General features: G+C 64.6%; 21 protein-coding genes. 17 read left to right on the top strand and 4 right to left on the bottom strand.

Annotated elements, in window-relative coordinates:
• The first annotated feature begins 48 nt into the window (after nucleotides 1-48).
• A complete protein-coding gene (locus EDE08_RS21300) occupies nucleotides 49-492 on the top strand; it encodes a (2Fe-2S)-binding protein (RefSeq protein WP_131870775.1) in 444 nt (147 codons plus the stop codon).
• The gene (locus EDE08_RS21305; RefSeq protein WP_131870776.1) at nucleotides 492-2678 is read left to right on the top strand and encodes a xanthine dehydrogenase family protein molybdopterin-binding subunit; all 2187 of its coding nucleotides are present in this window, start codon (nucleotides 492-494) and stop codon (nucleotides 2676-2678) included. The genes EDE08_RS21300 and EDE08_RS21305 overlap by 1 nt, the downstream gene beginning before the upstream one ends.
• On the opposite strand, the gene EDE08_RS21310 is transcribed toward EDE08_RS21305, so the two are convergent.
• From EDE08_RS21310 to EDE08_RS21320, 3 genes are all read right to left on the bottom strand, one after another.
• Nucleotides 2671-3087 (bottom strand): type 2 periplasmic-binding domain-containing protein, encoded by a 417-nt coding sequence (locus tag EDE08_RS21310; RefSeq protein ID WP_131870777.1) that lies wholly within the window; start codon nucleotides 3085-3087, stop codon nucleotides 2671-2673. The two genes, EDE08_RS21305 and EDE08_RS21310, sit on opposite strands and share 8 nt — an antisense overlap.
• A 207-nt stretch (nucleotides 3088-3294) precedes the next feature.
• The gene (locus EDE08_RS21315) at nucleotides 3295-4029 is read right to left on the bottom strand and encodes an SDR family NAD(P)-dependent oxidoreductase (RefSeq protein ID WP_131870778.1); all 735 of its coding nucleotides are present in this window, start codon (nucleotides 4027-4029) and stop codon (nucleotides 3295-3297) included.
• Between the two features lie 10 nt (nucleotides 4030-4039).
• Nucleotides 4040-5080: a LacI family DNA-binding transcriptional regulator gene (locus EDE08_RS21320; RefSeq protein ID WP_131870779.1), complete on the bottom strand. Its 1041-nt coding sequence runs from the start codon at nucleotides 5078-5080 to the stop codon at nucleotides 4040-4042.
• Nucleotides 5081-5268: 188 nt separating this feature from the next.
• Here EDE08_RS21320 and EDE08_RS21325 point away from each other — a divergent pair, with 188 nt between their 5' ends.
• Genes EDE08_RS21325 through EDE08_RS21360 form a run of 8 tightly spaced genes read left to right on the top strand, consistent with a single transcriptional unit; the run spans nucleotide 5269 to nucleotide 13593 of the window.
• The gene (locus EDE08_RS21325) at nucleotides 5269-6570 is read left to right on the top strand and encodes an ABC transporter substrate-binding protein (RefSeq protein ID WP_165936078.1); all 1302 of its coding nucleotides are present in this window, start codon (nucleotides 5269-5271) and stop codon (nucleotides 6568-6570) included.
• Between the two features lie 59 nt (nucleotides 6571-6629).
• Nucleotides 6630-7517, top strand: coding sequence for a carbohydrate ABC transporter permease (locus EDE08_RS21330; RefSeq protein ID WP_131870781.1), 888 nt, complete (start codon nucleotides 6630-6632; stop codon nucleotides 7515-7517).
• A 4-nt stretch (nucleotides 7518-7521) separates the two neighbouring features.
• On the top strand, nucleotides 7522-8349 hold the full coding sequence (locus EDE08_RS21335) for a carbohydrate ABC transporter permease (protein ID WP_131870782.1): 828 nt from the start codon (nucleotides 7522-7524) through the stop codon (nucleotides 8347-8349).
• A 5-nt stretch (nucleotides 8350-8354) separates the two neighbouring features.
• Nucleotides 8355-9359, top strand: a complete 1005-nt coding sequence (locus tag EDE08_RS21340) for a zinc-dependent alcohol dehydrogenase family protein (protein ID WP_131870783.1) — start codon at nucleotides 8355-8357, stop codon at nucleotides 9357-9359.
• A gap of 6 nt (nucleotides 9360-9365) precedes the next feature.
• Nucleotides 9366-10439, top strand: coding sequence for an ABC transporter ATP-binding protein (locus EDE08_RS21345; protein ID WP_131870784.1), 1074 nt, complete (start codon nucleotides 9366-9368; stop codon nucleotides 10437-10439).
• Nucleotides 10440-10447: 8 nt separating this feature from the next.
• Complete coding sequence (locus tag EDE08_RS21350) at nucleotides 10448-11395, top strand: sugar kinase (RefSeq protein ID WP_245524846.1); 948 nt, start codon at nucleotides 10448-10450, stop codon at nucleotides 11393-11395.
• Entirely contained in the window at nucleotides 11392-12429 is a 1038-nt protein-coding gene (locus EDE08_RS21355) for a tagatose 1,6-diphosphate aldolase (RefSeq protein WP_131870786.1), read from the top strand. The genes EDE08_RS21350 and EDE08_RS21355 overlap by 4 nt, the downstream gene beginning before the upstream one ends.
• A 39-nt stretch (nucleotides 12430-12468) precedes the next feature.
• A complete protein-coding gene (locus tag EDE08_RS21360) occupies nucleotides 12469-13593 on the top strand; it encodes a mandelate racemase/muconate lactonizing enzyme family protein (protein WP_131870787.1) in 1125 nt (374 codons plus the stop codon).
• A gap of 189 nt (nucleotides 13594-13782) precedes the next feature.
• On the opposite strand, the gene EDE08_RS21365 is transcribed toward EDE08_RS21360, so the two are convergent.
• Nucleotides 13783-14697, bottom strand: coding sequence for a LysR family transcriptional regulator (locus EDE08_RS21365; RefSeq protein WP_131870788.1), 915 nt, complete (start codon nucleotides 14695-14697; stop codon nucleotides 13783-13785).
• A gap of 100 nt (nucleotides 14698-14797) precedes the next feature.
• Here EDE08_RS21365 and EDE08_RS21370 point away from each other — a divergent pair, with 100 nt between their 5' ends.
• From EDE08_RS21370 to EDE08_RS21400, 7 genes are all read left to right on the top strand, one after another.
• On the top strand, nucleotides 14798-16036 hold the full coding sequence (locus EDE08_RS21370; protein WP_131870789.1) for an NAD(P)/FAD-dependent oxidoreductase: 1239 nt from the start codon (nucleotides 14798-14800) through the stop codon (nucleotides 16034-16036).
• Entirely contained in the window at nucleotides 16033-17655 is a 1623-nt protein-coding gene (locus tag EDE08_RS21375) for a hydantoinase/oxoprolinase family protein (protein WP_131870790.1), read from the top strand. The genes EDE08_RS21370 and EDE08_RS21375 overlap by 4 nt, the downstream gene beginning before the upstream one ends.
• The gene (locus EDE08_RS21380; RefSeq protein ID WP_131870791.1) at nucleotides 17652-19289 is read left to right on the top strand and encodes a hydantoinase B/oxoprolinase family protein; all 1638 of its coding nucleotides are present in this window, start codon (nucleotides 17652-17654) and stop codon (nucleotides 19287-19289) included. The genes EDE08_RS21375 and EDE08_RS21380 overlap by 4 nt, the downstream gene beginning before the upstream one ends.
• Entirely contained in the window at nucleotides 19286-20272 is a 987-nt protein-coding gene (locus tag EDE08_RS21385; protein ID WP_131870792.1) for a Bug family tripartite tricarboxylate transporter substrate binding protein, read from the top strand. The genes EDE08_RS21380 and EDE08_RS21385 overlap by 4 nt, the downstream gene beginning before the upstream one ends.
• A gap of 448 nt (nucleotides 20273-20720) precedes the next feature.
• Nucleotides 20721-21155, top strand: coding sequence for a cupin domain-containing protein (locus EDE08_RS21390; protein ID WP_131870793.1), 435 nt, complete (start codon nucleotides 20721-20723; stop codon nucleotides 21153-21155).
• A 345-nt stretch (nucleotides 21156-21500) separates the two neighbouring features.
• Nucleotides 21501-22370, top strand: coding sequence for a LysR family transcriptional regulator (locus EDE08_RS21395; RefSeq protein WP_245524859.1), 870 nt, complete (start codon nucleotides 21501-21503; stop codon nucleotides 22368-22370).
• A gap of 7 nt (nucleotides 22371-22377) precedes the next feature.
• Nucleotides 22378-23580 carry an LLM class flavin-dependent oxidoreductase gene (locus EDE08_RS21400; RefSeq protein WP_245524847.1) on the top strand — a complete coding sequence of 401 codons (1203 nt, stop codon included), beginning with the start codon at nucleotides 22378-22380 and terminating at the stop codon, nucleotides 23578-23580.
• The last annotated feature ends 15 nt before the right edge of the window (nucleotides 23581-23595 follow it).

Consider the following 23595-nt stretch of genomic DNA (forward strand, 5'->3'; position numbering starts at 1 on the left):
CACTAAGTGCGATATATTTTCGCATGAAGTGCAATTGAGGGCTCGTCGATGAAGCTTAACGTCAATGGCGATGATCGGGATTTCGATGGCGATCCGAACATGCCGCTCCTCTGGGTTCTTAGAGACCATCTGAATTTGAGCGGCACGAAGTTCGGCTGCGGAATCGCTCAATGCGGGGCGTGCACCGTACACTTGAACGGCAAAGCCGCGCGTTCGTGCTCCGTGCTTGCGGCCGAGGCGCAAGGCATGAAGATCACGACGATCGAAGGCGTGAACGCTGGACATCGATTGCTCGTCGCCTGGGTCAAGCACGACGTTCCGCAATGCGGCTACTGTCAGTCCGGGCAGATCATGCAAGCGGCGGCGCTTCTCGATGAAAAGCCGAAGCCTACGGATGCCGACATCGATGCTGCCATGAGCGGCAACATATGCCGTTGTGGGACCTATCGGCGCATCAAAGCGGCAATCAAAGACGCCGCGGGAGTGGCGTGATGTCGGAGCGGAAGTCCGGAGAGGGAGCGCAACCGTCGCCAGTCCTCACCCGCCGTCGCCTGGTCCTGGGTGGCACCTTGCTGGGCGGAGCTTTGGTAGTTGGCTATGCGGCGACCAACTTTGGGGCCGTCGCCGCCGGTGCGCTGAGTGTTGGCGCTGTAGATGTGAATCCAGGCGTGTTCGGGCCGTTCATAAAGATCGACGAAGCTGGCTGGGTTACGGTCATCAACCGATACCAGGAGATGGGCCAAGGTACCCATGCCGGCTTGGCCGCAATCGTCGCTGAGGAGTTGGATGCCGATTGGGAGATGGTGAGATTTGAGAGCGCTCCCGCCAATGCTGCCGTATATCGGGACGTGACGATGGGGATTCAGGGCACCGGCGCCTCGCATGCGATCGCGGGCTCTTGGGACCAGCTTCGCCAGGCCGGCGCTGCAGCGCGGGCGATGTTCGTCCAGGCTGCTGCTCGGAAATGGAGTCTGCCAGCCGACTCGATCGACGTGCGGAACGGCATTGTGTATCACTTGGCTTCTCGGCGCAGCGAGACGTTCGTCGATTTGCTTGCCGACGCGGCGAAGATCGCGCCACCCGAGCATCCCAAGCTGAAGGATCCGAAGGACTACAAGCTGATCGGCACGGAGATCGTGCGACGCAAGGATAGTCAATCCAAGAGCAATGGCACCGAGCTGTATACGCAGGATGTCCGGCTCCCGGGCATGCTCGTGGCGATGGTCGCCCATCCCTCTCATTTCGGCGGCAAGCTCGGCAGCCTCGACATGAGTGCGGCGCGAAAGGTTCCTGGCGTTGTGGACGTTTTCGAGATCGCGAGCGGCGTTGCCGTAGTTGCCAAGGATACATGGTCCGCCCGTCTCGGGCGTGACGCACTCAAGATCAATTGGGACGATGCAAAGGCCGAGACACGATCTTCCGACGAACTGCGAGCGCTCTATCGTGAAATCGCGAAAGGAAAGACCGATGTAACCGGGGCGGCGTTCCAGACAAAGGGCAAGGTCGACGATGCCTTCGACGGGGAGCTGTTCGAAGCGTCGTTCGATTTTCCCTACCTCGCAAATGCCCCCATGGAGCCGATGAACTGCGTTGCTTCGGTTGACGGACGCCGAGTAAAGCTTACTTTCGCCGCGCAGATCCAGACGGTGGACCAGATCAACTGCGCCTTGGCTGCGATCACGCTTCCGGGCATGGTCGAGATCGAGACGTTGCCGGCGGGTGGATCGTTTGGACGTCGCGGGACGTTGACGTCCGACTACATTGTCGAATGCGTCAATATCGCCCGTCACGTCGGCGGCGGTCGGCCTGTCAAGCTCGTCTGGACGCGCGAAGACGATATGAGCAGCGGATACTACCGGCCGATGGCTCATCACAAGGTTTTCATCAAATGCGACGAAGGTGGGCTGCCGATCGCCTGGCGCCACAACATCGTGTCGCAAGCAATCGTTCCTTTCGGCGCCAACGAGCTCCCGACCCACGGCGTGAAGAATTCACCCTATCTGTCTGTGGCCAGCGTGGTGGACGCCAAGATTTTCACCCCGAAGCTCGCTGTGCCCCCTGGCCTATGGCGATCCGTCGGCAATTCGCAGTCGGCGATGGTCATGGAACACACGGTCGATCTACTGGCGCGACGCGCGAAGCGGGATCCGGCCGAATATCGCCGCGCTATCTTTACGAAAGTAGGTGATGTCCGCAAGCTGGCCGTCCTGGATCTTGTCTGCAAGAAGGCAGGGTGGGGCAGTCCATTGGACGCTGGATGGGCGCGGGGGCTCGCCATCCACGAATGCTTTGGCACGGTCGTGGCCCAGGTTGCTGAAGTCTCGGTGCTGGGAGGAAATCTCAGGGTACGTCGGGTGGTGTGTGCGGTCGATTGCGGCATGGCAATCGCGCCGAATCAGATCGCCGCACAGATCGAGGGTGGAGTGTGCTTCGGACTTGGTGCGGCTCTTTATGGACGAATCACGCTTGATCACGGCATCCCGCAAGAGACGAACTTCGACGCTTACAGGGTTCTCCGTATGGACGAAGCACCCGCTGTAGAAACGCATATTGCGCCATCGAAGAAAACTCCCACAGGCATAGGCGAGCCGGGTGTCCCGCCGATCGCTCCCGCCGTAGCGAATGCTCTTTTGAGTCTGACCGGGCGACCGACCAGCAGTCTCCCGTTCGTCATATGATTTGATGCCGCAACTTTGGAGGCCCCTCATGCGATGGATCGCCGCCTTCGACTTCAGCATTCGTCTTGCCCTTGTGGCCGGTTTGCTCGCGGTCGGCGCGGTCTTCGTTTACTGAGCCGTTCTTCGTCTTCGCGACGTGCCGGGTATGGCCTGGTGTCGCGAGCGCGGTATCGATCGGTCCCGTTCTGCCCCCAACGACGGCGACGAGGATGTGCGAGAATGCAAGGTAGTCCTTCAAGTGCATCCGGCCGTCTGCGGAACGCCTGACGGCGGGATGGCCGGAGCGTATCAAGCATGCGAAGCGTTCTCGAAGCAGATCGCGGGTGGCCCACCAAATCAGTGCGTTAGCCAGAGAGACCGGTTTAGCGGTCGGATTTTCAAGCGGTTGTTTCTCGCGAACGCTGATCAACTCACGCCCCGATGCCGCAATGCGGCACTTCGCTGTCTAATCCCGCGCCGCGCGCTGTCCCTGATGGACGGGCGCGTATGCTGTGAGACCAGCGCCCACGCTATCAAGGGGTAAAGATCGATCATGAGGCGACGAGCCCGCAGCCACGCATGAGGTGGTCCGCAATTGTGCGTGGCTACGAAGAATATTGCGTCCTGACCTTATGGCTCATCCGGCGAGGAACCCGCCATCCACGGCAACGACGGTTCCGGTCGCATATCGCGACGCCGGCATGCAGAGGAAGGCCACTGCGCCGGCGATCTCCTCCGGCTGTCCCCAGCGCTTGAACGCGGTGCGATCGGCGATGCGCTGATAATGCGCGAGATCAGTACGGCCGGCGGCATTGATCGCCGTTTCGATATAGCCGGGCGCCACCGCATTGACGCGGATGCCGTCTTCGGCCCACTTCAAGGCCAGCGCCTTGGTCAGCATCACGACGCCGCCTTTGCTGGCGCAATAGGCGGGAATGCGCGGCAGCGCCAGCGTCGCATTCATCGAGGCGATGTTGACGATCGAGCCGTTAGTCTCCGCGAGCCGCGGCTGAAACGCCATGCAGGTTCGGAACGTGCCGGTGAGATTGACGTCGAGCACCTTCATGAAGGTCTCGATTTCGAATTCCTTGTCGCGCGCGAGGATCCCGGCGCAGTTGACCAGCGCATCGACGCGCTTGTGCTGCCGGGCGAAGGACGTGACGGCGGCATCATCGGTCACATCGAGTGTCGCGAGCGTAAGGCCCGCGCGCGGCTTGAGCAGGGTACGCGCGAGATCGGCATCGTTGGCGCCCGTGGCCGTCACGGTCGCGCCGAGATCGCAAAACTGGTTGCTGATCGCAGCGCCAATGTCGCCGGCCCCGCCGATCACGACGGCGTGGAAGCCGGGTGCGAGGGAGAAATTCGAACTCATGGGCAGGGTCTCACTTCAGGGATTTCGGAGGCTGGGCCGTCGATTCACGCACCACCAGCGAGAAATCGATCTCGCGGTGCATGATGGTCTGCTCGCCGGCAAGGCTCCGCACCAGATATTCGCCGGCGCGCTGCCAGGTTTCTCCGGTCGGAACGTGGATCGTGGTCAGGCTCGGCCGCAAATGGCGGCTCCAGTCGAGGTCGTCGAACCCGACCACGGACAAGTCGCGCGGCACGGAGAAGCCGTCGCGCTCCGCCTCGAGCAGGACGCCGTAGGCGATGACGTCGTTGCCGCACACCACCGCCGTCGGTCGGTCCTTGAGATTGAGGAGATAGCGCGCCGCCTCGCGCGCGTCGTCCAGCGTATAGGGCACCTCGACATGCCATTGCGAGGGAAGCTCGATGCCGTTCTCGGCGAGCGCGCGGCGAAAGCCGGCGACGCGGGCGCTGGCGCGGTCGTTGTTGCGCTGGAGCGCCGAGACGATGCCGATGCGGCGGTGGCCGAGCTCGATCACATGTGCGGCGGCGCGATGGGCGGCGGCTTCGTTGTCGGTGCCGACGCAAGGGTAGGGCCTATCAGGCTGATAGATGCCGACGTTGATAAAGGGGACTGCATTGTCCGCGAGCAGTTTTCGCAAGCCGTCGTGATGACAATCGCCCCGCAGCACTAGGCCGTCGACGCCGCGGCTGATCAGATTGCGCGCCTGCTGCAATTCGACGTCGAGGTCGTAGCCGCTCGTGGTGAGAAACAGCATGTATCCGACCGAGGAGAGATATTGCTGCAGCGAGGCGATGCCGCGCGCGAACATCGTGTTGTCGATCGTCGGCACGATCGCGCCGAGTGTGCGCGAACGCCGCGACGACAGGATCCGTGCCGGCGCATGCGGGATGTAGCCGAGCGCGTCAATGGCCTTTTCGATGCGCGCGCGCAGAGACGGGCTCACCGCATCGGGATTGTTGAGCGCGCGCGACACCGATGCCGTCGAGACGCCGGCACGCGCCGCCACGGCGCGGATCCCCTGTTTCGCAGATTTGGCGTTGGTCAGTCTCATGTAACGTTACATTGTGCGGCGCAACCCGAGCGTTAGCGGGAATGTCGCAAATCTGCCGCAGATTGTGCTGCTTGTCCATCGCTTGACACGGCGGATGCGAGGTCTATTTTGTAACCGTTTTCAGTCAGTGATCAAACGTACTCAAAATGGTCCGCCAGCTTAAGGCGGTCAGCCGGGAGGAGAGTTCGATGAAGGCCAGGATGCTCGCGACCCATGTCGCGTTGCCCGTTTTCGCGATTGCCGCCGCCAGCGCGCCAGCACACGCGGCCGATTTCGACTGGATGAAATTCAAGGGCAAGACGGTCACCTTTCTCGCCAACAACAATCCGGTCGCGCAGGCGCTGCTGACCTACAAGGCCGATTTCGAGAAGCTGACCGGCATGACCCTGAAAGTCGACGCCTATCAGGAACAGCAGATGCGCCAGCGCCTGGTCACCGTCATGAACGCGAACAGCGACGAGGTCGACGTGTTCATGACGCTGCCCTCGCGCGAGGGCGAGCAGTTCGCCGCTGCCGGTTGGTACGGCGATCTCACCGCGATGGCCAGGAACGAGGTTGCCAAGGACTATGATCCGAATGGATTGAGCCAGGCCTTGCTCAAGGCCGCGACCTTCAACGGCAAGCTCACCAGCATGCCGATGAACATCGAAGGTCCGATCTTCTACTACCGCACCGACATCTTCAAGAAGTGCGGCCTCGACGCGCCGAAGACCATCAAGGACGTCGAGGCTGCCGCCGAGAAGATCAAGACCTGCGACGGCGCGGTGACGCCGTTCGTCTCGCGTGGCCTCAAGCCCGCGATCGCCTACACCTTCAGCAACATGCTGCACAATATCGGCGGCACCTACATCGCAAGCGGAAAGTCGAACCTCTGCTCCGCCAAGGGCAAGGAGGCGCTCGATACCTATAGCCGGCTGCTGCGCGATTTCGGTCCGCCTGGCGTCGTCAATTACAGCTTTCAGCAGATCTCCGCGCTCTACCGCAGCGGCCGTGCGGCGATGGCGTTCGAATCCTCGAACGAACTGCGCACAGTGATGGAGGGCGGCGCGCGCCTGAAGGACACCGGCCTGCTGCCATTCCCGGCAGGCGAGGCCGGCCAGGTGCCGACCACGATCGGCTGGGGCATGGCGGTGTCCTCGCACAGCAAGCAGCCCGAGGCAGCCTGGTACTTCGTGCAGTGGGCGACCAGCCCCGAGGTGCAGAAGAAGATGGCGCTGCAGGGCATTGCCCCGCCGCGTCCGTCGGTCGCCAAGGATCCTGAATATCGCAAGTGGATCGACGAGGAGCCGGTCCGCAAGGAATGGCAGGCCGCGCTCGATGTGCTCGCCACCAAGGGCTCCTCCGAGGTCGGCTATCCCATCGTTGCCAACCCGGAATCGCGCGAGTTCATCGGCCAGGCGGTGCAGGATCTGATCCTGAAGCAGAAGCCGGTCGAGCAGGCCTGCGCGGATGCCGACAAGGCGCTCGATGCGCTGATCGCCCGGAAGTAGCGGTTTCATGCCGGCAGGCGCGCTGCCTGCCGGCACCTCATTCTCAAGGAAGCGGGCGGATGTCTGACACGGCTGCGAGACTCACGCAGGACCGGCAGAAACTGGAGATGGCGGCGCTTTCCGCGCCGGCCGTGATCTTTACGGTCGCGATGATCGCGTTTCCGGTCGTCTATACGATCTGGCTCGGCTTCCAGACGTTCTCCTCGACCGGCAAGCAATCCTTTGCGGGCCTCGCCAATTATTCGAAGCTGATCTCCGACGTCGAATTCTGGCACGGGCTGTGGATCACCATCGCGCTGTTCGTGCTGTCGCTGGTGCTGCAGCTCGTGTTCGGCGTCTGGCTGGCGCTGGTGCTGTTCCATGCCAAGCGCCTGCCGGGCATCGTGCGCTCGCTGTTCATCTCGCCCTTCATGATGCCGCCGGTGGTGGCGGGCATGATGTGGCTGGTGATCCTCGATCCCTCGCTGGGCGCCGCCAATTACATCCTGCAATCGTTCGGCCTGCCGCCGTCGGACTGGCTGGCCTCGCCGACATGGGTGATCCCGACCGTGGCCCTGATCGACAGCTGGCAGTGGACGCCCTACGTTGCATTGATCGTGTTGGGCGGCCTGCAGTCGCTGCCGCCGAGCGTCTACGAGGCCGCGCAGATCGATGGTGCATCGGCGTTCAAGACCTTCCAGCGCATCACATTGCCCTTGCTGCTGCCGACCATCGTCACCGCGGCGATCCTGCGCAGCGTCGATCTCCTGCGCTTCTTCGACATCATCTACATCACCACCCAGGGTGGGCCGGGCAACGCCTCGAACACGCTCAACATCTACGGCTTCCGGATCGGCTTCGAGTTCTTCAACATCGGCTATGCCAGTGCCCTGATGCTGACGTTGACGGCGATCGTGTTCGGCGCCGTGCTCGCCTTCAACCGCCTGCGCGGCGCAGTGGCGTGGTGATGTCATGACCGATGCCGCCAACACCGACCGCTGGATCCAACGGCTCAACCTGGTGCAGCTCGTGCTGGCCGGCGTGCTCATCATGGCGCCGACGGTTTGGATGGTGCTGTCCTCGTTCAAGCCCTCCTTCGAGGTCACCGCCTATCCGCCGACGCTGGTTTTCACGCCGACATTGGAGAACTATGTCGAGCTGACGAGAACCACACCGTTCCTGAGCTATGCGCTCAACAGCCTCATCGTCACCGTGGGCTCGACCGCGCTCGGACTGCTGTTCGGCATTCCCGCCGCCTTCGCCGTCTCCTGGACGCGGATTTCCTGGCCCGCGATCCTGACGCTGGCGGCGCGCATGGCGCCGGGTACGCTGTTCCTGCTGCCATGGTACGTCATGTTCCGGCAGGTCGGCATGATCGGCTCCTATAGCGCGTTGATCCTCAGCCACGCCGTGATCACGCTGCCGATCGTGATCTGGGTCCTGCTGCCGTCCTTCGACGGCATCCCGCGCAGCGTCTTTGAAGCGGCACAGGTGGACGGATGCAGCGTCACGCGCATCCTCTGGCGCATCGCGCTGCCGCTGGTGGCGTCGGGCGTCGCGGTCTCGGCGATCCTCGCCTTCGTGTTTTCTTGGAACTACTTCCTGTTTGCGCTGGTGCTTTCCAATGGCGACACCAAGACGCTGATCGCGGCGGCCTTCAACTTCATCGGCGAGGGGTCGACGCAGTGGGGTGCGCTCATGGCGGCGGCGACGTTGATCGCATTGCCGCCGCTGGTGCTGGCGGCCCTGGTTCAGCGCTGGCTCGTGTCCGGACTGACGCTCGGCGCGGTGAAAGGTTAGGTCTCATGAATGTATTATCCCGTCCGAATTCGATCATGCAGGCCGCGGTCTTCCACGGCAACGATCGCATCACCATCGAACGCGTGCCGATGCCCGACGTCGGCAAGGGCGAGGTGCTGGTGCGCGTCTCGCGCACCGCGCTGTGTGGCTCGGACTTCAAGCTCTGGCACAAGGGTGCCGAGTTCACCGCGGGCCACGAGATCTTCGGCGTGGTCGAGCAGCCCGGTCATCGCCTGCATGGCCGGCGCTGCGCCGTCTATATCCCCTTGCACTGCGACCGCTGCGCCGCCTGTCAGCGCGGCGACACCCAGATGTGCCTGGAGGTCTCCAGCCTGATCGGCTGGAACAGGCCGGGCGGCTATGCCGAATACGTGCCGGTGCCTGAAAACTGCCTGCTCCCGGTCCCCGACGACATCGAGGACAGCCTCGCGCCGTTGCTGCTCGACACCATCGGCACCTCGGGCCATGCCGTGCGCTTCGTCAGCCGCGTGGTGTCGCCGGCCGAGGCCGGACCGGTGCTCGTGATGGGGGCGGGGCCCGTCGGTCTCGGCGTCGTACTGGCGCTCCGCGCACTCGGCTACGATGACGTCAATGTCGCCGACCCCAACGCCGCGCGCCTCAGGATCGCGCAATCCTTCGGGGCGAAGGCGCACCCGGTCGGCGACACCTCCAAGCGCTTTGCCCTTATCATGGAATGCTCGGGCGCGCATGCGGCGCGCAATCTCGGCATCGAGCTGGTCCTGCCGCGCGGCGCCTTGGTGCTCGTCGGCGAAAACGCGGCGCCGTGGACCATCGAGGAAGGCAAGGTGTTTCGCCGCAAGGATTTCTACATGATCCGGACCTTCTATTTCCCGGTCTCGGATTTCGAGCCGAATGTCGAGCTGCTGCGCAAGTACAAGGACGAGTATCGCGTCCTCGTCGACGGCGAGTTCGGCCTCTCGACACTCCCTGAGAATTTCGCCCGCTTCGCCAAAGGCGAGCTGATCAAGCCCGTGCTGGCGCTGGACTGAGCGATCATGGCCTCGATCTCGATCCGCAACCTCACCAAACGTTACGGCAATTTCACCGTGATCCCCGATCTCAATCTGGAGATCGCGGACCACGAGTTCGTCGTGTTCGTCGGCCCGTCCGGCTGCGGCAAGTCGACCTTGCTGCGCATCATCGCGGGCCTCGAGCCGATCTCGTCGGGCGACCTCTATATCGGCGACAAGCGCGTCAACGGCGTGCAGGCCGCGCAGCGCGACATCGCGATGGTGTTCCAGGACTACGCGCTCTATCCGCATATGCGCGTCTACGACAACATGTCGTTCGCGCTGGAGCTGCGGGGAGTGTCCAAGGCGGAAATTGATGCGCGCGTGAGGCGCGCCGCCGCGCTCTTGCACATCGAGCCTTATCTCGACCGCAAGCCGAAGGAGCTCTCAGGCGGACAGCGCCAGCGCGTCGCCATGGGACGCGCCATCGTGCGAAATCCCAAGGCGTTCCTGTTCGACGAGCCGCTCTCCAACCTCGACGCCAAGCTGCGCGGGCAGGTCCGCGCCGAGATCAAGGCGCTGTCGCAGGAGCTGAAGACCACCATGGTCTTCGTCACCCACGATCAGATCGAGGCCATGACCATGGCGGACCGGATCGTGGTGCTCCAGAGTGGCACGATCCAGCAATACGACACGCCCGAGACGGTCTACGAGCGGCCCGCCAACCAATTCGTCGCCGGCTTCATCGGCTCGCCCGCGATGAATTTCTTCCCGGTCGAGTGGCGCCAGGAACAGGCAGTTCTTTCGCAAGGTGGAACGGTGGTGGCGCTGGACGGCGAGACCGCAAGCCGCCTCAGCAAGGCCGGTAACGCCGTGCTCGGCATTCGCCCCGAACATTTCGCCGTCGCGACCGATGCCGCCGATGGCATCGCCATCGACGTCAAGCTGGTCGAGCCGCTCGGTTCGGACACGCTGATCCATTTCGACCTCGCCGGCGGTCCCGCCATTGCGCGGGTCGATCCGGCGTTGCGGCCGAAGGTCGGCGATCGCATCAGCCTGCGCCCGCAGCCGGGCAAGACGCATCTGTTCGATGCCATCAATGGACAGGTTCTGCGGTGAGCGTGTCGGTGAACATCGGTGACCTCTCGGCGCTGGCGGACGTCGCGTCCAAGGAGAGGCCCGTGCACGTGATCTGTCTCGGGCTGTCCGCGCTCGACCAGGTCTGGCGCGTCGATCGGCCGTTCGCGGGTGGAAGCGAGAAAATCAGGGCGGTCGAGTACGGCACGCTTGGCGGCGGCATGGCTGCTAATGCTGCCGTCGCGGTGGCGAAGCTCGGCGCGTCTGTCGCGTTCTGGGGGCGGGCAGGGAACGATGCTGCCGGCCATGAGATGAAGTCGGCCTTCACCGCCGAAGGCGTCGACGTCGAGAACTTCCGGCTGTTTCCCGCTGGTCGCTCGTCGGTCTCCGGAATCATCGTCGACAGCTCCGGCGAACGCCAGATCGTCAACTTTCGCGGCCTGTATCCGGAAGCAGCCGATTGGATTCCGCTCAAGATCGTCGCGCAAGCCTCCGCCGTTCTGGCCGATCCGCGCTGGGTCGAGGGCGCGGCCACGTTGTTCCGCGAGGCGCGTGCGCGCGGCATTCCGACCGTGCTGGACGGCGACATGGCCGACGCCGAAGTGTTCGAGCGGCTGCTGCCGCTGACTGATCACGCTATCTTCTCCGAGCCCGCGCTCACAGCCTTTGCCGGATCGGCCGATGATAAATCCCTCGCAACGCTGGCGCGCTTCGGGTGCCGCGTCATCGCCGTCACGCGCGGCGAGGGCGGCGTGAGCTGGCACGAAAACGGCCAGCTGCATCGGCAGGTCGCCTATGCCGTCGACGTCGTCGATACCACGGGCGCGGGCGACGTCTTCCACGGCGCCTATGCGCTTGCGATCGGCGCCGGCATCGACGTGCGCGCCGCCATGGCGTTTTCGGCGGCCACGGCCGCCATGAAATGCCGCCATGCCGGCGGCCGCAATGGAATCCCCACCATCAATGAGTGTCTTGTATTCATGAGGACGAAGCCATGAGAGCGATTGGAAAGAACCGGGGCCTGGCACGGCTTGCTGACGCGGACGGCCACTTTCGCATGGTCGCGCTGGATCAGCGGCCGCCACTGTTCGATGCCATCGCGAAAGCCAAGGGCATCACGCGGGAGCAGGTCGAGTTTTCCGACGTCACGGCGGCCAAGCGCCTCCTGGTCGAGAACCTCGCGCCGCATTGCAGCTCGATGCTGTTCGACCCGAACTTTGCCGTGCCGGCCGCCATCGACCTGCTGCCGCCGCGCTGCGGCCTCATCATGACGCTGGAAGAGCACCGCGTCGAGGAGACCGCGGGCGGCCGCAAGTCGCGCGCGATCACCAATTGGAGCGTGGAGAAGATCCGTGCCATGGGCGGCGACGCCGTCAAGGTGCTGGCCTGGTACCGGCCCGACGCCGATGCCGCCGTCAACGAGCACCAGAAGAAGTTCGTGCGCGAGATCGGCGAGGACTGCGCCCGCCACGACATTCCCTATGTGCTCGAGCTGCTCGTCTATCCGTTTCTCGGCAGCGCCAATCACACCGCCGATTACGTGGAATCGCCGGGCAAGCTGCCAGGCCTCGTCATCGACAGCGTGCGCGAGTTCGCCAAGCCCGAATACGGCGTCGATCTCCTCAAGCTGGAGAGCCCGCTTGCGGCGGGCAGCCTGCCGGCACGTGACGGCAGCGCCGAGGCGAAAGCCGCGCAGAAGGAGTTCGATGCGATCGGCGATATCTGCCGCGCGCGCAACATTCCCTGGGTGCTGCTCTCGGGCGGCGCCGCGCCGGAGAAGTTCGAGCGCGTGCTCGACTATTCCTATGCCGCAGGCGCAAGCGGCTTCCTGGCGGGCCGGACCATCTGGCTCGATGCCGTCCTCAAGAACTTCCCGGACCGCGCGGCAGTCTCGGCGAGCCTGAGCAAGGATGGTCTCCACGTGCTCGAACGGCTCAGCGAGCTGACCACGGCCAAGGGCACGCGCTGGAAGCCGCGCTTTCCGGTCTTTGCCGACATCAAGCTGGAAGGTGACTTCGCACGCGCCTACTAGGATGATGGCGGTCCGGCGTGGTCTTGCAGGAATTGCAACATGACTGACAGCTTCACCATCCGTTCGATCGAAGCCTTCTGCTATCGCTATCCGCTGGCAATGCCGGTGGTGACCTCTTTCGGCAAGATGCTCAACCGTCCCGCCGTCTTCGTTCGCGCAGTCGACGAAGACGGCGTCGAGGGATGGGGTGAAGCCTGGTGCAACTTTCCAGCGCCAGGCGCGGAGCATCGCGCCCGGCTCATCAACGAGGTGCTTGCGCCCGCGCTCATCGGGCGCAAATTCGATGGTCCCACTCAGGCGTTCGAGACCCTGACCAAGGCCATCGAAGTGCTGGTGATTCAATGCGGCGAGCCCGGTCCGTTTGCGCAGGCGATTTCGGGCATCGATCTTGCGCTGTGGGATCTCTGCGCACGGCGTCGGCGGTTGCCGCTATGGCGGCTGCTCGGCGGACAGTCCGGCAAGATCAAGGTCTACGCCAGCGGCATCAATCCCGCCGGCGCGGCGCAGACGGCGGAAGCCGCGCTCGAGCGCGGCCATTGCGCGCTGAAGCTGAAGGTCGGGTTCGGCGCCGAAACCGATATTGCCAATTTGGCCGCGCTGCGTGGGATCCTCGGCGCCGGCATGCTTGCCGCCGATGCAAATCAGGGCTGGTCAGTCAGGCAGGCGATCGAGATGCTGCCGCGGCTTGCCCAGTTCGATCTACGCTGGCTGGAGGAGCCGATTCGGGCCGATCGCCCGCGCGCGGAATGGCGCAGGCTGCACGCCGCAACGAAGATGCCGATTGCCGCCGGCGAAAACATTTCGAGTGTCGAGGGCTTCAAGGAGGTTCTCGCCGACGACGTGCTCGGTGTGGTTCAGCCCGATATTGCGAAATGGGGCGGGCTGAGCGTGTGCAGTTCACTGGCCCGCGACATTCTGAAGGCGGGCAAGACGTTCTGTCCGCACTATCTCGGCGGAGGCCTGGGCTTGCTTGCGTCCGCGCATCTCCTCGCCGGCATCGGCGGGCATGGCTGGCTGGAGGTTGACGTCAACGACAACCCGTTGCGCGATCTCTGTTGCGGCCCGGTTCTTGACGTGAGGGAGGGCGCAGTTGAGTTGGATCAAGAACCGGGGCTCGGAATAGCGCCCGAGCTCTCACGTATCGAGCGCTATCGCAGCATCTAAGCTGGCGACCGTTCGTCATCATTGGCGTCTGCTGCCGGCACTTCCGGAAGGTGCCAGACGCGCATGGCCTGTCGGATCGTCAGGGGAAAAGTGGTTCGGCGACACGGCGGCCTGATTATGCGCTCGTCAGACGTGGGACTTCCATGGCCACGCCGGGAGCCGTGCGCTCGCACGTTCGGGTGCACGGATTCACCCACCGCTGCGTGCCGCGCGTTGGCGCAGCAGCTTCGCGAACGCCTCCGCCGGCGGCGAGAGCACGAGCCCGCGTCGTTGATATATATAGTAGCGGCGGCGGATTTCCGGAGCGCGCAGCTTGATGAAACGCACGTCGAAATTCGGCGCGAACAGCCGTCCGTAGTCGGGAACGGCCGCCAGGCCGGTGCCGACGCCCACCAACGCCAAAGCGGTGGTCAGATATTTGACCTCGACGGCGGTCTGCATGGAGAGCGAGCTATCGTGCGCATGCAGCAGGCTCTCCAAGTGCCGGTTGAACTCACTGGAATAAATGACCCAGCGCTCGTCCCGGAGCTTTTTCCACGAGACGGCGTGTTGCTGCGCCAGCGGGTGCTGCGCTGAGCAGACCACTCGGATCGGCACATCCATCAGGAATGTGCTGGTGACATCCTCGCCGGTGGCGCGCTCCGGGCCAACGCCCAGTTCGGCCTCGCCCCGGCGCACCGTGCTCACCACCTCGTCCGCCATCGCGTCGATCACGCGCAGGCCGACATCCGGATGGGCTTGCTCGAACTCGCCCAGCACTGCCGCGACCCACGTGCATGCCAGCATCTGCGGCGCTACCACGCGCAACAGGCCGGTGCGAAGGGAGCGAAGGTCCGAAGCGCCCTCTGCGATCTGTTGCACGTCATCCAGGATGCGGCGCGCCAGGGGGAGCAATTGCTGGCCGGCCGCCGTCAACAACACGACCGCGCCGCGGTCGAACAGTTTCAGCCCGAGGGTCTCCTCGAGTTGCTGAACCAGCATGCTGACTGCCGACTGCGTCAGGTTGATCTGTCGCGCCGCCGCCGTGAAGCTGCCCGCTCGAGCGACCGCGGCAAAGGCGCGCATCTGGCGCAGGCTAAGAGTGGAGAGAATGGCGGGCCGCATCACATATCCTCGCTCGAACGGATCGACTATCAGGAAACCTGATGCCGATATTAAAAGAATTGGCTTGTGTGATGGGGGAATTATTTTTCAGAATTCCCGCATGCACATTGTCGTCATAGGAACGGGAATCGTCGGCGCCTGCACTGCGGCGTGGCTGCAGCGCGACGGCCACGCGGTGACCTTCGTCGACCCGCTGGATGCGGGCGAGGCCTGCTCCTTCGGCAATGCCGGCTCGCTTTCGCCCAGCGCCTGCCTGCCGGTGGGCATGCCGGGCATGTGGAAGAAGGTCCCGCGCTGGCTGCTGGATCCCTTGGGACCGCTGACGGTGCGTTGGGCCTATGCCCCGCTCGTGGCGCCATGGCTGCTGCGCATGCTGCATCATTCATCACGCGAAGAGGTGACCCGCATCGCCACCGCGTTACGTTCGCTGCTGGCGCCCATCTTCGACTGCTATGATCCGCTGCTCGCCCATGCCGATGCCCGGGAGTTGGTGCGGCGTAGCGGCTGTTTGTACGTCTTTTCCTCTCGCGAGACGGCGGCGCAGTGGGCCTGGGGCATGAACCTGCGGCGATCGCTGGGCGTGCGGATGCAGGACGTGGAGCAGGACGAGCTGGAAAGTCTCGAGCCGGACCTCAAGGGACGTTTTCGGTTCGGCATTCTGGCGCCCGATAACGGCTCCACGTCCGATCCATCTGCCCTCGTCAAGGCGATCTACAATCGCTGCATCGGCGACGGCGCACGTCACGTCCGCGACCGCGTCCGTGGTTTCGAGCGGCAGGGCCGGCGCGTCACGGCAGTGCTGTTGGAGCAGGGCGAGCCGCTGGCAGCGGACGGCGTGGTGGTGGCAGCCGGGGCCTGGTCGGGCGCATTGGCGACACAGCTCGACAGCCCGGTGATGCTGGAGACGCAGCGCGGTTACCACGTCACGGTGCAGAGCTCGAACCTGGCCCTGCGCCACACCGTGATGGCGGTGGAGCACAATCTGATGGTCAACCCGATGGCCATGGGTCTGCGGCTGGCCGGCACGGTGGAATTTGCCGGCTTGAAAGCGCCACCCAACATGGCGCGTGCCGATGCACTGCTCCGTCAGGGACAGCAATTATTCCCGCACCTGGACACGTCGTCCTTTACGCGCTGGATGGGCCATCGTCCCTGTCTTCCCGACAGTCTCCCGGTAGTCGGTCCGGTCCGCGCGGCCGACAACGCCTGGCTCGCCTTCGGCCATGGCCATATGGGCATGTGCATGGGCGCGGCGACCGGCCGCGAGATTGCGCATCTGGTGGCCGGACGACCGACGCAGGTGGACCTGACGCCGTTTTCGCCGGAGCGCTTCCGTTGAACGCGTCCTGGTCGCTCGCTGTGGACATGGGTGGCACCTTCGTCGATGCGGTTGCCTTGCGGAGCGACGGGCAAGTTGCATCGCTCAAACATCCACGCGCCGGACGCCGGCTGGCGGAGCCGGTCGTCGAGGCACTCGATCGGCTGTGCGCGCAGGCGGGCATCGGGGCAGATGACGTCGGCCGCGTCGTGCATGGCTCCACCGTCATCACCAATCTGCTGCTGGAGCTGAACGAGCCGCCGGTGGCCCTTGTCCTGACGCGCGGCATGCGCGACGTCCCGGTCCTGGCACGCCAGGACCGCAAGGAACTGTATGAACCGGTGATCATGCCGGCCGTGCCCGAAGCAAAGCTGTTTCCGGAGCCGCTGCGTTTCGAAATCGGCGGGCGCATCGATGCCGAGGGGCGCGAGGTGGAGCCGCTCGACCTGTCGGCCGTGGACGCCATTGCGGATGTAGTGGGCGACGCCGGCGTGCGCGCGCTGGCGGTCGGTCTGTTGTTCTCGCACCGCAATCCGACCCATGAGCGCGCGCTGCGTGCGGCGCTGCATGCGCGCCTTCCGAGCTTGCACATTTCACTGTCCAGCGAAGTCGATCCGCAACCGCGGGAATTCGAGCGCTGGCTGACTACGGCGCTGGACGCCTATGCCAAGCCGCTGGCAGCGGATTATCTGCACGCGCTGGCCGACGCATTGAAGATACGTGGCTTGCCCCCGCTGCGCCTGATGCGATCGGCCGGCGGCACTGCGCCCTGGCATGATCTCGCCGAGCAGCCGATCGGTCTTGCCATGTCCGGTCCCTGCGCGGCGTTGCAGGGCGTGGCCGCCGGTCTCGCAGCCTCCGGTCTCGCGATCGTTCTGGATATCGGAGGCACCAGCGCCGACATCAGCATTCTGCTCGACGGCAGGCCGACCTTTACCGATGCGCTGGAATGCGGCGGCTTGCCGATCCGTCAGCGCTGCGCGGATATCGCCTCCATCGGCATCGGGGGTGGAAGCGTGGTGTCGGTGCTGCCGGGTGGCGCGCTGCGCCTGGGGCCGCGCTCGCAAGGAGCCTGGCCAGGACCGGCCGCCTTTGGTCTCGGCGGTGGCTTGCCGACGCTGAGCGATGCGCTGTGCGTCCTGGACCGCTTGCCGCCCCGGTTGGCCGGCGGCATCGTGCTGGACCGCGCCGCCGCGGAGGCCGCGCTTGGCGGCGTGGCCGGCGCGCTCGGCTTGTCGGTGCTTCGAACCGCTGAAGCCGTCGTGGGCGCGGCTGCCGCCGGGATGGCGGAGGCGCTCAAGACCCACGCCTTTCAGCGCAACCTGGATCCGGCGGATGCGATGCTCGTCGCCATCGGCGGCGGCGGCGCGCAACATGCGGCCGAGATTGCCGAACTTGTGGGCATCCGCTGCGTGCAGGTGATGCCGAACGCCAGCGTGATGTCGGCACTGGGCATGCTCTGCGGTCCGGAAGAGGGCGACGTCCGCCTGACGGTGAGCAATAGTTCGTGGGCTTCGCTGCCGCCGGAAGGCGCAGGGCCGCATTCGTTGTTCGCGCCGATGACCACCGCCTTTGTGCCGGCGGGCTGGTCGTGGCGGCTGACGCCGGATCAGACGCTGGTGCTGGAGGCGAAGGCATGATGCCGCGCGCGCGCGACGTCGTATCTGATCCGGTCATCGCCCTGCGCATGGAGCCGCTGCGTCTGGCGCTGCAAGGCACGGCCGACCGCATGCAGCATGGCATGATGCGCGCCGCCGTGTCGTCCATCGCACGCGAGAGCGGCGACTGTGCCGCGGCGCTGTTCCTGCCGGACGGACGCTTGCTCGCCCAGGCGCGCTCGCTGCCGTTGTTGCTGGGATCGCTGATTCCGGCCGTTGCCGGTGTGCTCGCACGCTTTCCGCTCGCAACGATGTCGGAGGGCGATGCCTATCTGCTCAACGACCCCTGGTCCGGCGGCACGCATCTGCCGGACCTGGCTCTGGTCCACCCGGTCTTCCACGATGGCGAGGTGATCGCCTTCGCCGCCGCCAATTTGCATCATCAGGATGTCGGGGGCATGGCCGCCGGCTCCATTCCGCCCGACGCAACCGAAGTGTACCAGGAGGGCCTGCGCCTGCCGCCGGTGCGCTGGCGCAGCGCCGAAGGCGTGCGGCCCGATATCGACGCCATCCTCGCCGCCAACTCCCGCACGCCTGACAATCTGCGTGGCGACCTGGAAGCGCAGTGGACGGCGCTGACGCAAGGCGCACGCGAACTGAAGCAGATCGCGCGTCACACCGGACCTCGTTTTGCCGAGGTTTGCGATTCCCTGATTGCGCAGACCGAACGCATGACCCGCGCCGCCCTTGCCGCCGCGCCCGACGGCGAATGGACCTGGCGCGATCAACTCGACGGCGACGGCATCGACACCGCCCCGGTTTCCATCGCGGTGAGCTTGCGCAAGCAGGGTGACACACTGGTCATCGACTTCGAGGGGACCGCGCCGCAGGTGAGGGGGCCGCTCAATGCATCGCCGGCGGCGATGCTGTCGGCGGCTCTGTTCTTCATGCGCACGCTGGCACCGGACGCACCCAACAATGCCGGCTGCCTTGCGCCACTGACACTGAAGCTTCCACCCGGCAGCCTGGTCAATCCGGTGCTGCCGGCGGCGGTCAATGCGCGCACGGCGACAGTGAAGCTGGCGTGCAACGCGATTCTTGGAGCCTGGTCACAGTCGGCAGGCGGGATGGGCGTGGCGCCGCACGCCGGGGTGGCTACCGTCCTCGCGCTCAGCGGCACGCGGGCGGACGGACAACGCTGGATGTTCACCGAGATCATTGCCAGCGGCGCCGGTGCCAGCGTCCACGCGCCCGGCCGCGCCGGTGTCTCCACCGACGTCGGCAATGCGCGCAATACCCCCGTGGAGGTGATCGAGACCGAAGCGCCGCTGCGTGTGGAATGCTACGAGATCCGCCGCGGCAGCGGCGGCGCCGGTCTGCAATGTGGCGGCGACGGCGTGCGGCGCGCCTATCGGCTGCTCGAAGGCCAGGGGTGGATCGCCTATCGGGGCGAGCGCCATGTCGGCCGTGCGCGCGGTGCTCGAGGCGGCGGGGCCGGCGCAACGTCGATGGCCCGGGTCTTGCGTGTGGACGGAGCGATCGAGCTCTTGCCTGCGCGCGCCCGCATCGCATGGTCCGCCGGCGACCTGCTGATTATCGAAACCGCCGGTGGCGGCGGTTGGGGATCCCTCGCTCCAATTGAATTCGCCAACCCACTCGCAAGGAGTTGCCCATGATCCGTTTCCCGATGTCGCGCTGTGCGACGCTGGCGTTGGCCAGCTTCGCGATGCTCATGCCTGCACTGGCCAATGCGCAATCAACCTACCCGAACAAGCCGATCCACATCGTGGTGCCGTTCGCGCCTGGCGGCAGCACCGACGTGCTGGCGCGGCGTGTGGGAGAAAAACTCGCCGGGGCCTGGGGACAGCCGGTGGTGGTCGACAATCGCCCCGGCGCCGGCGGCGCCCTGGGCGCCGACTTCGTGGCCAAATCCGCACCCGACGGCTACAACCTGTTGGCGGGGGTGACCGGCAGCAACGCCATCGCGCAGGCGCTGTATCCGAAGTTGCCCTATAACGTGATCAACGACTTCGCACCCGTGTCGATGATGGTGAACTCGCCGCTGGTGCTGGCCGTCAATCCCGACGTCAAGGCGAACACGCCGGCCGAGTTTCTCGCCCTGGCCAAGTCGAAACCGGGCGAGCTGAGTTACGGTTCGGCCGGCAACGGCACGTCGATGCATCTCACCGGCGAGATGTACAAGCAGGCGACCGATGTTTCGATGGTGCACGTTCCCTATCGCGGAAGCGCGGCCATGCTCACCGACCTCATGGGCGGTCAAATCCAGGTCACGTTCGGCGACGTCCTGGTGCTGATGCCGCAGATCCAGGCCGGAAAGATTCGCGCGCTGGCCGTCACCTCGAAAACCAGGCACCCCCTGCTGCCGGACGTGCCGACGCTGGATGAATCGGGACTGAAGGGTTTCGAGGCGCTGTCATGGCAAGGCCTATTTGCGCCGGCCGGCACGCCGCCCGAGGTGGTCGAGAAGCTGAGCGCGGAAGTGAACAAGGCCATGCAGTCTCCCGACATCAAGGATTACTTTGCGGCGCAGGGCTTCATCGTCCAGGGCTCGACCCCTGAGGCCTTCAAGGCCTTTGTCGCGAGTGAGGTGCAGAAGTGGACGCCGATCGTGAAGAATTCGGGTGCCCAGGTGAATTGAGCTGGCGCCGCCGGCGCGGTGCCAATTGGAATTCGCCCGCGGCAAAGGACTTTCGGCCGTGTCCCTTCGCTTGCTGAGGTCGGTGCAACGGGTCGTCCGGTGGCATCAGCCTGCGGGGCGCACCATTGCCTCGCGGGAATGCCGTCGGGCAAGGAGAACGGCGGGTCGCTCGGCTCACTGGCGAATAGCAATCCGCAATGCACCGCAGCTTTAGACTGAGGGTCGGACGCCCGACGACTGATGGCCGGCACGGTCCGCCTCTACCCCTCCGCCGCGAGGGGCGCGTGGTGCCGTGGATCTGGCACGTGCGGTTCTGAGATTGCGACATCATCCCAATGCGGACGATTGGCGATTGTCTTGGCCGGTCTGTCCAGAGGCTTGGGCTATGCGCGATGCCCCGGAGCGACGAAGTATGAACCGACGCCCACTCGAGCCTCGGAGACCGACAATGGAAGCTGGCATCGCAACCACATTCGAGCAGACTGATTTCGCGGGGATCAGCACGAGGATCATCAATTCCAGCACAAGCCCGTTCACGATTCTGGACATGACGATCAAGCCAGGCTTCGGTGCACCGGCTCATATTTCCGCATCCGAGGATAAGCTGTTCGTCGTTCTCGAGGGAACGCTGAAATATCTCATCGGCGACCAGACCGAGGCCGTGGGGTCTGGGGCACGCGTGCAGGTTCCGAAAGGCATGATTCATGGGTTCACGAATGTCGGCTCCCGTGATGCGCGCCACATCTTGATCTCGACACCGCGAAAGCACGAGGAATTCTTTCGCGATCTCCGCGACATCCCCGAACCACGGGAGCAGAATATGAATCTCCTGCCCGGTATCGCCCAACGGCACGATCAAATGATCGTCGGACCCCTGCCATAGCGTGCGCGCCTTGCGGCACCCGGCTTCTGAAGGGTCATATCGACCGACAGATCGAGCGAGGGATCGAGTCGAACGATGGTGCGAAGGTCCCCGATCCCCGGATGTCTCATCCCTGACCGTGACCAACCCATCTTCCTGCAGGCGTTCGTAAAAACGAGGATGTGAAGAAGGGGACAGCGCCCGATATCGTACTATCGCGCGATAGATGCGGACTCTCAAACACTCCCGATCCCGCCCATCCATACTTGGGGATGGCCGCCGGAGCGCTCATCGCTGGCTTCCGGAGGCGGCACGCCATTTCGCCCGTGATCCCATCAAGGATCACGGCTCGCTGAGGGCGCGTTGATGGATCTCAACGCGCTCAAGACATTCATTGAAGTTGTTCGCGCGGGCAGCTTCTCCGGAGCCGCACGCCGGACAGGGATGCCGCGGTCTTCCGTGAGCCTGCGCATTCGCAATCTCGAGAGCTCGCTGGGCGTTCGCCTCTTCAAACGGTCGACACGCGCCTTCGCTCTGACCGCCGAAGGGCAGGATCTGTATCAGCGATCGGAGGGCGCCCTGGCGTCCCTGGCCGATACACTCGCCGATCTGAAGCAGGTCGGACCATCTCATGCAGGCGAGATCCGCATGACGCTGCCTGCGGACTTTCCGGCAAGGATCGTTGCCCCGGCTATCTCGGAATTCTGCGCGGCATATCCGAAGGTGCGGATCAATGTGGTTCCGACCAACGCGGTGCTCGACCTCGTCTCCGAGAATGTCGATGTCGCACTGCGGATCGGTGCCGCCAATCCCCAGGACGCCGTCGTGCGGGGGGCGCTCGACATGGAACTGGGCTTTTATGCGAGCGCCGATTATATGCGCCGCCACGGTGCTCCGGCGAGCATCGCCATGGCAACGCGGCTGATCGGTCCACAGCAGCCGGAACTGCGCCGCCTTTTCGAACAGTGCCTCGATGGCGGGGTCCTGCCTCAGTTCCACGTTACGGTCGACAGTTTCACGTTCATCCGCGAACTGGTGTTGCTCGGTCAGGGCATCGGCCTCCTGCCCGGGTCGCTATGCAGAACGGCGTTGGCGTCCGGCGCTCTCGTGAAGGCCTTCCCCGTTTCGGCTTCGGTCAGACTCCAACTCACCTATCCCTCGCGCGCCGACATCTCCTCGAAGGTGAAGGTGTTCGCAGAGATACTTGCCCGTCATCTGAAAGCGGCCGTCGCCTGAGCGCCGATTGGCGATCTTGCTGGCCGTTCTGTCCAGAAGCGCAGGCTATGCGCTGCGCGTCTTTACGACAGAATATCGGCTGAGCACCCGGGCCCTGGAGATCGCGGCCAGTGAAGGCGTCGTCACGACGCCGCTTCATTGGCAGCCCCATGGCCGAAGGATCGGGCCGGACAACACAAAGGGATTCATGATGGACAGATCGCTTCCGATCTCGATGCTCGATTTTTCTCCGAAGTACAATGGCGACGGTACGCGTCAAGCTCTGGCCCGCACTGTCGAGCGAGCGCAGCATGCGGAGGCGTTGGGCTATCGACGCTTCTGGTTCACCGAGCATCACAACGTGCCGCGGCTGACCAATGCGGCGCCACCCGTCGTGCTTGCTCATGTTGCGAGCCGTACGCGATCGATCCGCGTCGGCTCCGGCGGCGCAATGTTGCCCAACCATTCGCCCCTTCTGATTGCCGAGCAATTCGGAACATTAGCGGCGCTTCATCCCAGCCGGATCGATCTCGGAATCGGACGCGCAACGGGCGGACCAGGGTCGGACGCTGACACGCTCCGCATGCTACGCAAGGCGCCCGATGCGCGCATGCGATTTGACGCTGACCTCGACGAATTGTTGGCGCTCCTGCGCGAGCCGCAATCAGGCGATAGTCCACATGCACCTGGGCGCGGCATCGATGTACCCGTCTGGTTGCTGGGGTCTTCAACGGCCTCGGCGACAATGGCGGGCAAGCTCGGCTTGCCGTTCTGCTACGGGACCCATATTGCGCCCGATGATCTGATTCCTGCCATGCAGGCGTATCGCGCGCATTTCCGGCCGGGCGCCACAATGCGATCTCCGCATGCGATGGTGTCGGCCTTTATCATCGCGGCAGACACGGATGCAGAAGCGGAGGAAATGATGGCTGGCGTCCGGCCGATCCTGGTGCAATGGTTTCGCAAGAAGCCGCCGGCATCGGCGACGGACGCGATTGCGGCGCCCGTCGCAGCCATGCCCGACCGTTTGTCCTACGCCATCGTTGGCGGGCCGGAAACGGTGCGTTCCGGCATCCAGGCGATGATCAGGAGAACGCAGGCAGACGAACTCATGATCATCACGTTCATCCAGGACACCGCCGCGGCCTATCGCTCCTATCAGGTCGCCGCCAGCGTCTGCCGGGATATCGATAGAGGAGCGGCTGACGACGAACCCAATCAGCCGGGGTAATCGCCAGAATGCAGG

The organism is Bradyrhizobium sp. R2.2-H (assembly GCF_004346455.1).
GTDB lineage: Bacteria > Pseudomonadota > Alphaproteobacteria > Rhizobiales > Xanthobacteraceae > Bradyrhizobium > Bradyrhizobium diversitatis.